Annotated in this window: 12 protein-coding genes and 1 tRNA gene; 6 read left to right on the top strand and 7 right to left on the bottom strand. The window is 60.1% G+C overall.

Annotation, left to right across the window (positions count from 1 at the left end):
* The first annotated feature begins 141 nt into the window (after positions 1-141).
* Positions 142-2,427: a fatty acid cis/trans isomerase gene (locus AAHM40_RS00180; protein ID WP_446731518.1), complete on the top strand. Its 2,286-nt coding sequence runs from the start codon at positions 142-144 to the stop codon at positions 2,425-2,427.
* 239 nt (positions 2,428-2,666) lie between these two features.
* Entirely contained in the window at positions 2,667-3,251 is a 585-nt protein-coding gene (nfuA, locus tag AAHM40_RS00175; RefSeq protein ID WP_028627725.1) for a Fe-S biogenesis protein NfuA, read from the top strand.
* A 244-nt stretch (positions 3,252-3,495) separates the two neighbouring features.
* Here the strand turns inward: nfuA and AAHM40_RS00170 are convergent, their stop codons facing one another.
* From AAHM40_RS00170 to AAHM40_RS00160, 3 genes are all read right to left on the bottom strand, one after another.
* Positions 3,496-3,738 carry a DUF1272 domain-containing protein gene (locus AAHM40_RS00170; protein ID WP_342242907.1) on the bottom strand — a complete coding sequence of 81 codons (243 nt, stop codon included), beginning with the start codon at positions 3,736-3,738 and terminating at the stop codon, positions 3,496-3,498.
* Between the two features lie 10 nt (positions 3,739-3,748).
* On the bottom strand, positions 3,749-4,756 hold the full coding sequence (locus tag AAHM40_RS00165; protein ID WP_342243070.1) for a GlxA family transcriptional regulator: 1,008 nt from the start codon (positions 4,754-4,756) through the stop codon (positions 3,749-3,751).
* Between the two features lie 218 nt (positions 4,757-4,974).
* Positions 4,975-5,244: a hypothetical protein gene (locus AAHM40_RS00160; protein ID WP_028627722.1), complete on the bottom strand. Its 270-nt coding sequence runs from the start codon at positions 5,242-5,244 to the stop codon at positions 4,975-4,977.
* Positions 5,245-5,557: 313 nt separating this feature from the next.
* Between AAHM40_RS00160 and AAHM40_RS00155 the strand changes: the two genes are divergently transcribed.
* Entirely contained in the window at positions 5,558-6,226 is a 669-nt protein-coding gene (locus tag AAHM40_RS00155; RefSeq protein WP_342242906.1) for a PA2778 family cysteine peptidase, read from the top strand.
* A gap of 59 nt (positions 6,227-6,285) precedes the next feature.
* On the opposite strand, the gene AAHM40_RS00150 is transcribed toward AAHM40_RS00155, so the two are convergent.
* A complete protein-coding gene (locus AAHM40_RS00150) occupies positions 6,286-7,569 on the bottom strand; it encodes an NAD(P)/FAD-dependent oxidoreductase (RefSeq protein WP_342242905.1) in 1,284 nt (427 codons plus the stop codon).
* A gap of 184 nt (positions 7,570-7,753) precedes the next feature.
* On the opposite strand from AAHM40_RS00150, the gene AAHM40_RS00145 reads away from it, so the two are divergent.
* A tRNA-Val gene (locus tag AAHM40_RS00145) sits at positions 7,754-7,830 on the top strand.
* Positions 7,831-8,031: 201 nt separating this feature from the next.
* On the opposite strand, the gene AAHM40_RS00140 is transcribed toward AAHM40_RS00145, so the two are convergent.
* Positions 8,032-8,625 carry an LPD29 domain-containing protein gene (locus tag AAHM40_RS00140; protein ID WP_342242904.1) on the bottom strand — a complete coding sequence of 198 codons (594 nt, stop codon included), beginning with the start codon at positions 8,623-8,625 and terminating at the stop codon, positions 8,032-8,034.
* A 482-nt stretch (positions 8,626-9,107) separates the two neighbouring features.
* Between AAHM40_RS00140 and AAHM40_RS27165 the strand changes: the two genes are divergently transcribed.
* Positions 9,108-9,308, top strand: a complete 201-nt coding sequence (locus AAHM40_RS27165) for a DUF4160 domain-containing protein (RefSeq protein WP_446731522.1) — start codon at positions 9,108-9,110, stop codon at positions 9,306-9,308.
* A 3-nt stretch (positions 9,309-9,311) separates the two neighbouring features.
* Positions 9,312-9,743, top strand: a complete 432-nt coding sequence (locus AAHM40_RS00135) for a DUF2442 domain-containing protein (protein WP_342242903.1) — start codon at positions 9,312-9,314, stop codon at positions 9,741-9,743.
* 624 nt (positions 9,744-10,367) lie between these two features.
* Here AAHM40_RS00135 and AAHM40_RS27160 read toward each other — a convergent pair.
* Both AAHM40_RS27160 and AAHM40_RS00125 read right to left on the bottom strand, forming a co-directional pair.
* Positions 10,368-10,493, bottom strand: a complete 126-nt coding sequence (locus AAHM40_RS27160) for a hypothetical protein (protein WP_446731521.1) — start codon at positions 10,491-10,493, stop codon at positions 10,368-10,370.
* Positions 10,494-10,740: 247 nt separating this feature from the next.
* Positions 10,741-11,349 carry a LysE family translocator gene (locus tag AAHM40_RS00125; protein WP_342242902.1) on the bottom strand — a complete coding sequence of 203 codons (609 nt, stop codon included), beginning with the start codon at positions 11,347-11,349 and terminating at the stop codon, positions 10,741-10,743.
* Positions 11,350-11,358: the final 9 nt, after the last annotated feature.

The raw sequence follows: 11,358 nt of genomic DNA, 5'->3' as shown, positions 1-11,358 counted from the left end.
CGGGGATGATAACAAAACCTTAGTAATTTTTAGCTTGTTCGCCATTTCCATGAATTTTGTTCATGTTGGCGGTGGGGCGAGATCACCGCTCTGATCTGCAAGCCAGTAGAATCCGCCCATTTGCTCCTCATGGATCGAGTCATGTCGCTGCGAGTCCTCGCCACCCTGGTTGTCTTGCTCATGCTGTGGATTCGCCCGACGTTGGCGGGCGAGCTGTCCTACAGCCGTGACATCCAGCCGATCTTCACCCAGAAGTGCGTGGCGTGCCACGCCTGCTACGACTCCCCCTGCCAGCTCAATCTCGGCAGTGCTGAAGGTGCAGCGCGCGGCGCAAACAAGCTTCCGGTTTATGACGGTGGACGCACCAAGGCCCAGGAAGTCACTCGACTGTACGTCGATGCCCAAGGCGCGGAGGCGTGGAGACGCAAAGGTTTCCATTCCGTATTGGACGCCAACGGCGCCCAGGCCGCGCTGATGGCGCGGATGTTGGAGCTGGGGCGGTCCGTCCCGCCGAAACCCAACGCCAAACTACCGGCCGATCTCGATATCAGTATCAACCGGCAGAATCAGTGCCCCTTACCCGGCGAGTTTGACGACTACGCACGCAAGCATGCCCGAGCCGGAATGCCTTTCGCCGTTACTGGCCTCAGCGAGGCGGAGTATCAGAAGCTGCAAAGCTGGATTGCCGAAGGTGCCAAGGTGGAGGAGCAAGTGGTACAGCCCAGCGTTGCCGAAGCGCGCCAGGTAGCTGAGTGGGAAGCGCTGCTGAATGCTCCAGGCGCCCGTGAAACGCTGGTGGGGCGCTGGTTGTTCGAGCACCTGTTCCTTGCGCATCTCTATTTCGAGGGCGGAGAGTCCGGTCATTTCTTCCAGTTGGTGCGCTCGCGCACTCCCAGTGGGCAACTCATCGATCCCATTGCCACGCGCCGGCCTAACGAAGATCCGGGTAATACGTTCTATTACCGTCTCTGGCCCATCCAGGGCGTGATCGTGCACAAGACCCACATCACCTATCCGCTGAGCGCGGCGAAGATGGCGCGGGTCAAAGAGCTGTTTTATTCCGGCGACTGGGCCGTGGACCAGGTGCCTGGCTATGGTGTGCAGCGTCGCGCCAATCCCTTCGAGACCTTCCAGGCCATTCCGGCACAAGCGCGCTACCAGTTCATGCTGGATAACGCCGAGTACTTCGTGCGTACCTTCATCCGCGGCCCCGTCTGCCGTGGGCAGATTGCCACCGACGTCATCCGCGATAACTTCTGGGCGCTGTTCCAGGCTCCCGCCCACGACCTCTACATCACCGATGCTGAGTACCGTGAGCAAGCGACGCCGCTGCTGGCGATGCCGGGTCAGTTCGACGACATCGGTGACTTGCTCGGCCTCTGGCACACCTACCGCGACAAGCGCAACGAGTACGAAGCGCTACGCATGGAGGCATACGCCCATGCGCCGCCTCCAAGCTGGGCGCACATCTGGACCGGCAACGACGATGCGCTGTTGTCCATCTTCCGCCAGCACGACAGCGCCTCGGTGCGTAAAGGCCTGATCGGCGACGTCCCCCAGACCATCTGGTGGATGGACTATCCACTTCTCGAGCGCACTTACTACCAACTGGTCGTCAACTTCGATGTGTTCGGCAACGTTTCCCACCAGGCGCAGACGCGACTCTATTTCGATCTGATCCGCAATGGCGCTGAGGTCAACTTCCTTCGTCTGATGCCGGCCGAATCTCGCGCGGCCTTGCTGGGTGACTGGTACCAGAAAAGCGGCAAGGTAAAGATGTGGATGGATTATCAAAGCATCGACAAGGACACCCCCACCGCCTTGTCCCTGCCCGAGAAGGACCCGAAACGCACCTTTGCTCAGGAGCTGCTGATGCGCTATGCGGGCCTCAATGCGCGTCCCGATCCGATCAACCGCTGCCGTGACGGCCGCTGCTACCGGCCTGGCATCGTGCCGGAGCTGCAGGATGCGGAGCAGGTGCTCAGTCGCCTGGTGAGCCGGCCGGCAGCGGGCTTGAAGGTGGTCGAGCAATTGCCGGAAGCAACCCTACTGCGCGTCGAGCTCCCCGACGGACAACGCGAGGTCTACAGCCTGTTGCGCAATCGCGCCCACAGCAACGTGGCTTTCATGCTGGGTGAGCAGCTGCGCTACCAGCCAGGGCTGGACACACTGACCCTCTATCCTGGTGTGCTCTCCAGCTACCCGAACTTCATGTTCAACCTCAAGGCGGGGGAGGTGGAGGCTTTCGTCAACGCCCTGGAACAGGCGAAGGATGGTGCCGCGTTCAACAAGCTGGTGGAGCGTTGGGGTATTCGGCGTACCCATCCGCAATTCTGGTTCTACTTCCATGATCTGGCCGCCCATATCCGCGAAACGGAGCCGGTGGAGGCGGGGGAGTTGGACATGAACCGCTATCAGAACCTGTGAGTGCCTGCCCACGATTTACTTCGCGTCAGAACAACTGCGTTGAGAATGGCTTCGGCTGTGTGCTTCAAAGCGCGTAAACCCAGCATCCTCGCCATTCTCGCCCTGTCCTTTGCTAGCTCGCTACATCGCAAGCAGCTTCCGGAGCCGGGCTGGACGCGAATTATTCCTACTAAATTGGTAGGGCTTTAACCCCTGTTCCCCTTTGGCGTACACTGCGCCCATGTTTGCGAGGAGTTGCCATGAGCGCCATCACCATTACCCAAGCTGCCCAGGATTATTTGGCTGACCTGCTGGAGAAGCAGAACACCCCGGGCATCGGTATTCGAGTCTTCATCACCCAGCCGGGCACCCAGTACGCCGAAACCTGCATCGCCTACTGCAAGCCGGGCGAACAGAAACCCGAGGACAATGCCGTTGCGCTGGCCGCTTTCACCGCCTGGATCGACGGTGTCAGCGAACCCTTCCTGGAAGATGCCGTGGTGGACTACGCCACTGATCGCATGGGTGGTCAGCTCACCATCAAGGCGCCGAACGCCAAGGTGCCGATGGTCAACGAAGAAAGCCCGCTCAACGAGCGCATCAACTACTACCTCCAGACGGAGATCAACCCAGGCTTAGCCAGCCACGGCGGCCAGGTGAGCCTGGTGGATGTGGTCGAAGAGGGCATCGCTGTGCTGCAGTTCGGCGGCGGCTGCCAGGGCTGCGGCATGGTCGACATGACCCTGAAGGATGGCGTCGAGAAGACTCTGATGGAGCGCATTCCGGAGCTGAAAGGCGTGCGTGACGTCACCGACCACAGCAACCGCGAGAACGCCTACTACTAGTAAGGCGTGCAACGCATTGAAAAAGGCGACCTTCGGGTCGCCTTTTTCATGCTCATGGGTCCTCCCCACCGCAGTTTGGGCTGAGTTGCGCGAAGCCCAATGCTTTGAGAGTAGGCAGGAACGTCCAGAGGATGTGCCAGCGGATCATTTCAGCGCGGTACTCCAGCGACAAGCCGCAAATATTCATCCCGAGCGGCGTGACATTCGTCACCAACAGTATCAATCCAGCGTGTTGTGCTGATCTTCAGCTCGGGCAGTCGGCGGGTTTCAGGATGCGCCGATCGGAAGCGGGATGCTTCGCGAGCGCCGTCGCTGGACGGATCGGCCGTCGAAGCAGCTCACCACCGCAGTTGGGGCAGGTTCCGTGCAGGCGCTGATCGGCACAATCGCGGCAGAACGTGCATTCGAATGAGCAGATCATTGCCTGGGTGGACTCGGGCGGCAGATTCTTGTCGCAGCATTCGCAATTGGGGCGGAGTTCGAGCATGGCGGGATCCTCAGTCAGATGTCGGGCGTCCGAAGCGCTCCGCGTATTCCTGCGGGCTGACGGACAGGTGTTTGTGAAACGTGCGACGCAGATTCTCGGGGTGGCCGAAACCAGTCAGGTGCGCCACCCTGGCGATGGATGCCTGGGCGTCCTGCAGCAGCGTGCGGGCCGCTTCCACACGGACCCGTTCCACATACTTGCCAGGGCCCATGCCCAGTTCCTGGGCGAAGAGACGCGAAAGACTGCGCGGCGCCATCTTCGCCTGGGCCGCAAGGGCCTCCAGGGACAGATCGGCACCCAGGTTGGCGGGAATCCATTCCAGCAGGGCGGCCAACCGCGGTGTGCGGCTGGGGTCCGGGGTGAGTAGGGCGCTGAATTGCGTCTGTCCGCCGGGGCGACGTAGGAACAGCACCAGATGCCGGGCCACTGCCAGTGCAATCGGACGACCCAGGTCCGCCTCCACCAGGGCCAGCGCCAGGTCGATACCGGCGGTGACACCTGCAGACGTAAAGACATGCGCATCGCCGTCCCGGCCCTCCGGGTCGTAGGTATGCAAGCGGTCTCCTTGCACGTCCACCTCGGCGTGGCGGCTCAGCGCCGTTACATCCGACCAGTGCGTTGTGGCTTGGCGGCCATCCAGTAGCCCGGTCGCAGCCAGGACTAAGGCGCCTGAGCAGATCGAGCCCAGGCGGCGTACATGGGGTTCGGCCTGTCGCAGCCAGTCCAGAAGCTCGATGTCTTTGCAGAGGCTTTGCATGTGCATGCCGCCTGGAATCAACAGCGTGTCCAGGCTGGCAGGGTCGACTTCGCGCCAAGCCTGCTCAGCAACCAGGCTGAAGCCGGCCGAGGTTTTCACGGGACCTGCTTCGGGGCCGAGGAGATGCAGCACATAGGAGAGGGGCAGGCCCTGGCGCTGGCGCTCGACGTTGGCCGAGGCAAAAACTTGCAACGGGCCAGTGACGTCCAGGCTCATCACCTCGGGAAAGGCCAGGCAGGCGATGTGACGAATCGGGTCCATGACGATCTCGATGAAGGAGATGGCGTCAGTCTGCAGCGAATGGAGGGTGGCAACAATGACAATAAGCCCACAGATATCGCCAGTGGTGGCGAAATCAATCACCTGCTGGGGTGGTCAGCTTGATTGTTGGTTTGGGGGAGGGCGATTGCAGGGAAAGAACGGCCTGGGCGAGCAGGAAAGGCCTGCCCGCCGCGCATTGGGCACTGGCGCTGGTGCGATTATTCCGGCATCGACCAGGGCTCGAGGTCGTAGCCTTTGCGGCTCAACTCCTCGCGGGACTGCTTGAGGATGCTTGCCAGTTGCTCCGGATCGGAATAAGTGCTGCTAGGGATCTTCGAACGGCCGAGCAGGCGGGTGCTGGTACGGTCGATCACGCTGATGCTGAGTTCACCGGTGCCGTCTTGCAGGGCCCAGGCAACACACTGAAAGGGTTTGAATGCACGACCTGCGATGATCAGTGCTTCGTTGAAACGCAGCGGAGTATTCATGGGAGGGGTCTCTCCATATTGTGCCCAATGAAGGTGACGGTGCGGCTTCACGCCTTTGTTGCACTGTCGTGAATGTGGATGGCGAGACCCGACTGATAAGTCACAGCACGTCGTGAAAAACTAAGTTTTTGTCGCTGAAATGAACGGGTAAGCGACTTTTGTACCGGGCGTTGTGCGTTTTTGTCGGTTTGGAGGGTATACAGAGTGCTCTGGCATTGTTCCTGATAGCACCGGGCTAGCGCCGCAATGTACCCGGCGGGCTCCTGCCAGTATCATCTTCGATCGTTCGAGGTTGCCTACAGCGAGTGTTGCCGTGCCCGTCCTGAACCGATTGTTCCGCCCCGTCCTTGTTGTCGCATGCGTTGCTGCGCTGGTCGGTTGTGCTGCCCAGCCGCTATCGCCGAAATTGCGGGCGGGCCCGGAGCGGGTCGAGCTGAACGGCGTGCCGTTCTTCGCCCAGAATGCCTACCAGAGTGCGCCGGCTTCTATGGCGGCCTTGCTGACTCAGCAGGGGGAAGAGGTAACGCCGGGCATGATCGAAAAGGAGCTGCAACTGCCCCAGAAGGAAGCCTCCCTGCGTGAGGGGCTGGTGGCGACGGCGCGCCAGCATGGCTTGATGGTTTATCCGCTGGGCAACCAGATGGATGAGTTGTTGGAGCAGGTGGCTGCGGGCAATCCGGTGCTGGTGCATTTGCGCGAAGGCTTCGGCTGGATGCCCTCCTGGCGCTATGTGCTGTTGATTGGCTACGACCGCGCCAACCAGCAAGTGCTGTTGCGCCACGGTCATGAGCGCCGCGCCCTGATGAGTTTCAGTGCGTTTGAATCGGGCTGGGGTGAAGCGGGGAGCTGGGCAGTACTGGTGCAGGCACCGAACCAGTTGCCGGCATCGGTGGAGCGGTCTCGCTGGCTGAAGGCGGCCGATGAGCTTGCTGCGGCGGGCCAGGTCAACGCGGCGAAGATGGCACGACTGCAAATGCCCTGACAGGCAGTCACGGAAACGAAAACGGCGCCCCTGGGGCGCCGTTCTCGTTTGCAGGCGAATCAGACGCCCAGCTTGTCGCGCAGGCTGTAGTACCACGCGCCCATCGCAGTGAAGGGCACGCGGAACATGCGACCGCCAGGGAAGGGGTAGTGCGGCAAGCTGGCGAAAGCGTCGAAGCGCTCGGCCTGGCCGCGCAGGGTTTCGGCGATCACCTTGCCGGCGATGTGGGTGTAGGTCACGCCATGGCCACTGCAGCCCTGGGAGTAGTAGATGTTGTCGCCGATCCGGCCGACCTGGGGCAGGCGCGACAGGGTCAGCAGGAAGTTGCCGGTCCAGGCGAAGTCGATCTTCACGTCCTTGAGTTGCGGGAAGGTCTTCAGCATCTTCGGCCGGATGATGGCTTCGATGTTCGCCGGGTCACGGGCACCGTAGACCACGCCGCCGCCGTAGATCAGGCGCTTGTCGCCGGAAAGACGGTAGTAATCCAGCAGGTAGTTGCAGTCCTCGACGCAGTAATCCTGCGGCAGCAGGGTCTTGGCCAGTTCGTCCGACAGCGGCTCGGTGGTGATCACCTGGGTGCCGCAAGGCATGGACTTGCTGGCCAGCTCGGGAACCAGGTTGCCCAGATAGGCGTTGCCGGCCACGACGACAAACTTGGCTTTAACACGGCCTTTCGGGGTGTGTACCACTGGGTTGGCGCCGCGTTCGATGCGAGTGGCCGGGCTTTGTTCGTGGATGACTCCGCCCAGGGACTCAACGGCCGCGGCTTCGCCCAGGGCGAGGTTGAGCGGGTGGATATGGCCCCCGCTCATGTCGAGCATGCCGCCGATATAGTTGTCGGTCGCCGCAACTTCGCGAATGCGTTTGGCGTCCAGAATTTCGAGCTGGGTATGGCCAAAGCGCTCCCACAGCTTCTTCTGGGCTTCCAGATGGCCCATCTGCTTCTTGGTGATGGCTGCGAACACGCCACCATCCTTCAGATCGCACTGGATGTCGTACTTCTTGATGCGGTCGCGAATGATGCGGCCGCCCTCGAAGGCCATGTCGGCCATCAGTTTGGCGTTCTTCGGGTTAGCGGCGCGCTCGATCGAATCGATGTCGCGGCTGTAGCTGTTTACGATCTGGCCACCATTACGGCCGGATGCGCCGAAGCCCACCTTGGCGGCTTCGAGGATCGTGACTTTGAAGCCGTTCTCTAGAAGGAAGAGGCCGGTAGAAAGGCCGGTATAGCCTGCGCCTATGATGCAGACGTCGGTTTCGGTCTCGCCTTGCAGTTCAGGGCGAGCCGGTACCGGGTTGGCCGAGAACGCGTAATAAGACTGAGGGTAGGGAGTGTGCGTCATAATGGAATCTCTGTTTTTTATTTTTTACAGATGTGCTGATGCTACCTGAGTTAAAACGGGTCGGCTAGCCTCTGTGCAAAATATTCAACGAGGCGATGAACAGTAAAAAATCCACTTTTTCAGAGAGTTAGCGAAAAAAGGTGTTGACAGGGAAAAGTGAATCCGTAGAATGCGCACCCATCGAAGGCACATAGCTCAGTTGGTTAGAGCACCACCTTGACATGGTGGGGGTCGTTGGTTCGAGTCCAATTGTGCCTACCAAATCGAACCCGCGTCACGCGGGGCTTAGAGGGCGATCCGAAAGGATCGCCCTTTTTGTTTTGGGAATATTTTGGGAATATTCTGGAAAAACGCTCCACTCAGCTTAGAGCTTGAATCCCGCCTAAGCTTTTCTGAACGCCACCTCCTTCTCTTCGTGGCCGGCCTGATAGTAGGTCGTCATTTCCTCATTGGCATGCCCCATCAGCAGCTGTACGTACTCCACCGAGAAACCCTGTTGCTCGTATACTCGGCTCCGGCGAAGACCGCCACGAATGGCGTCTTCTCGTGCTGGTAGATGTCCTCCATGCCGTCGAAGTAGCCGCCCTTGTGCCGGCTCACGATAGCTTCAACGGCATTTTTGGTCGGCCCATCGGTCCTGCTCACCGAGACGCTGCCGTAGTGGCTCTTGCGTGCGGAAAACTTCACTTTCGGGAAGGCCTTGCGCAACGCTGCGCGCATGTTCGCTGCCGCCAGCTTACCGCTGTACACGTCGTCACCCTGGGTCAGGTGCTGCAGCTCTGGCGCCGCCTGCGGACACTCAACCTCGATGGCAAAGGCTGTCTCCGCGTTGTGCCGGGCCAGCGTGTCGGCAGCAAGTTTGCGTTCCGCGTTCTGCAGCAGCTGGGCGATTTCCTCGGCGCTGGCCTGCTCGTCGTAAATGGTCCACTGGATTCCGCGGACGATGGCCTCGGGGAGCTTGTGCGAGATCGAGCCATTCTCAAACACCACGTCGAACTGGGCATTTCCGCCGCGCACGCCGACCCCGTCCCACATCGTTTGCACACTTTCCGGCAACTGGCGCCGTGAATCGCAAAGACCACACCTTGGCCGCAGTAGGGCAGGGCACAGCTAACCCGAGTCCCGGCCGTCACCGCCTGCATCGAGATACCCCCACTTGCTTCGCTGAGTGACCTTTTCGCCTGGCCGAGCCCGGTCATCGTTCAGGGCGTGCGAAAAGGGTGCGCAGGGAAGCGCGCTGAAGTTCGTCAGTGGCACAGGAATGGAGGGAAATGGACAACGTGGGCGAGAGCCCGGGCAAGCGGAGCGCGCAGCGCCGGGACGGCGCGGAGACTCAAACGATGAAAACTCGCATGGGCGAGCCTCACAGCAACCATCGGGGGTCCAATGCAAAGCGCGACAGCGCGGTCCGTAGGCACGAGTCCAGCTCTAGGCGCCCCTATGAGAGTGGCAGTACGCGATAGGAGGACTGTTGCTAGAGAAAATTTTCCCCAACAATCTTGCCTATGGCCACCGTACACAGCGACCGTAACTGAAAAATCAAAATCTACCCGGACGACCATGCGCCGCCGCACTTCGATGTGCAAGCGCCCGACGGCGAGTCGCTGGTAGAGATCGACGGGCTCAGGGTTCTCGGCAAAGGTGCCGAGCCCAAGGCCCTGAAAGCCGCCCTGGCGTGGGCGGCTGACCACACGGCTGATTTGCAGCGCGTGTGGGATGAGCAAAACCGGAGGAACTGACCCATGATCAGCAAAGCCAAGATCAGCAGCGTGGAGCCCATTGCCGGCAAGCATGCCTTGCTGGTGGTGTTCGCCAACGGTAAGCCCTACAGCATTGACCTGCGCGAGCACATCCGCAGCTTCCCAGTCCTCAAACCACTGGAAGATCTGGCGCTGTTCGGCACCGCCCAGGTCGGTGAATGGGGTTTCGATGTGACCTGGGGCAATGACCTGGAACTGGCGGCCACCACCCTATACCGGTTGGCGCTGGAGCAGGCCGGTGAAGTGATGCCTGTTCAGGCGTTCAAGCGTTGGATGGCCGCTAACAAATTGTCGTTGACCACTGCCGCCGTCGAGTTGGGCTTTACCCGCCGCACCATCACCGCCTATAGCAGCGGCACTGCGCTTGGCCTGCAAGGGCTGGGAGTTCGAGCACAAGAGCAAGAAGGCGGATAAAACCGAGGGTAGAAAGGCGCGGCATATCGCATGATGTTCGGCTGCTGGTAGCCGCGGCCGTTGAGTGCGACTGACGATCCAGGGCCAACTGGGACAGGCGTTTCGCGGGTGGCCAGGATCTACTCCTTGGTGATCGGCATCACCACCGCCCAAACTAAGCGTCGACCATGGCAAGCTTCTGCGCGTGGTTCTTGCTGATCCGCTCCACCCGGATGTCGCGAAGCGCACGCAGGGTCATTTCGTGCTGGCGGTACTGAGTGCGGCACACGTATCGCAGGGTGTCCCGTGTGCACTGACTGACACACGATTCCCACCATAACGCCATGCACCTTTACGAGCGCATCGCTCATCGCTCGGGCTTAATCCAGTACCGAAAGCTATTTACTTGACGCGCCAGTGCGGGTCTGTACTCAAGACCCGTTCGGCATATCGCTATCCTTCGTGATCCTGGCAAGGTCGTGATAGATGTTGCCATCCCTGCCGGCACGCGACAACGCCGCACACTCGACAGAGTCCATTGCCCGCCGTTCCCCGGACGAGTTTGCGCGTGTCCGATCAGCTCGCACATTGGGACATGTGGTGCGTACAACCGTCATGTAGAGTTCCAAATGTTGCCGAGCCTAACTAGTCCAGGCGCACGGTTAGGTAGCTGACCAGCTTGATCGGTTCACTGCTGTCGACGATGGCGAACCTCAAATCACGCTTGCTGCGCGGCAATCGCTTGGCGCAGCGCTTGGTGGTCGCCTTGATCGCGTTGTCGGTGCTGTGAATACGAGCCGCATGGAAGAGGGCGGGGGTGGCGTCTTGGAGGTTCAGGCTGAGGTGCTCAACTCAAATTGGCAGGCAGTATCGGTTAGCCCGGCGCTAGGCTCAATTTCGCTGATTCGAAGCGTGGGAGTTGAATAGCATCGGTCTGATGCTGACGTGGTACTTTCGACCCGATATAGCGGCCGGTCGCATCAGGCAGCAACCGACCAAGAGCGGACGCTCAGTGCATTCACAATGTTGTCGCCAGCATCACACCGAAACTCACTAGCAATCCTCCAAAAGCGCGATCCACCCAATGCCGAACCGCAATCAACTTTTCCCGAATCTGGCCGGTCGAAAAAAACATCGCGACAAGGCTGAACCAGGTGATATGGGCTGCTGAAATGAATACACCGTAGGCAATTTGAATGGGCAAGGTTGTCTCGGGTCGCACTACACCTATGAAAAGGCTAACGATGAAAATCGATGTTTTGGGATTCAGTGCATTAGTCAGGAACCCTGTGCGAAGAGCGGCAATATCTGACTGTGCAGCGGCTGGAGTAGCAAACTGACCTACGGCGGGCATGGCCCCCAGCATTTTTATCCCGAGATAAATCAAATAGGCGGCGCCGGCCATCTTCAGTGCACTGAATAGCCAGAGCGAGTGCTGAAGAACCAGTCCAAGCCCCAGGAGGGTGTAGCAGACATGCACAACGACCCCAAGGCCGATACCGGCTGCCGTAAGGACTCCGGTACGGCGTGAAAGCAGCAGGCTGTTTCGAGAAACAAGGGCAAAATCAGGCCCGGGACTGATGCATGCCAGCAAAGTTATAGTGACTACAGCTATCCATTCGTTCATGAGGTAATT

The sequence above is a fragment of the Pseudomonas sp. OTU5201 genome (assembly GCF_038440135.1).
Classification (GTDB): Bacteria; Pseudomonadota; Gammaproteobacteria; order Pseudomonadales; family Pseudomonadaceae; genus Metapseudomonas; species Metapseudomonas resinovorans.
Note: the sequence above shows the minus strand (reverse complement) of the source record. Positions and strands in the feature narration are given on the sequence as shown.

Coding starts and splice junctions, on each gene's coding strand:
- AAHM40_RS00150 (WP_342242905.1), bottom strand. CDS start 7,569: ATGACGCACACTCCCTACCCTCAGTCTTATTACGCGTTCTCGGCCAAC.
- AAHM40_RS00135 (WP_342242903.1), top strand. CDS start 9,312: ATGATCAGCAAAGCCAAGATCAGCAGCGTGGAGCCCATTGCCGGCAAG.
- AAHM40_RS00165 (WP_342243070.1), bottom strand. CDS start 4,756: ATGGACCCGATTCGTCACATCGCCTGCCTGGCCTTTCCCGAGGTGATG.
- nfuA (WP_028627725.1), top strand. CDS start 2,667: ATGAGCGCCATCACCATTACCCAAGCTGCCCAGGATTATTTGGCTGAC.
- AAHM40_RS00160 (WP_028627722.1), bottom strand. CDS start 5,244: ATGAATACTCCGCTGCGTTTCAACGAAGCACTGATCATCGCAGGTCGT.
- AAHM40_RS00125 (WP_342242902.1), bottom strand. CDS start 11,349: ATGAACGAATGGATAGCTGTAGTCACTATAACTTTGCTGGCATGCATC.
- AAHM40_RS00170 (WP_342242907.1), bottom strand. CDS start 3,738: ATGCTCGAACTCCGCCCCAATTGCGAATGCTGCGACAAGAATCTGCCG.
- AAHM40_RS00180 (WP_446731518.1), top strand. CDS start 142: ATGTCGCTGCGAGTCCTCGCCACCCTGGTTGTCTTGCTCATGCTGTGG.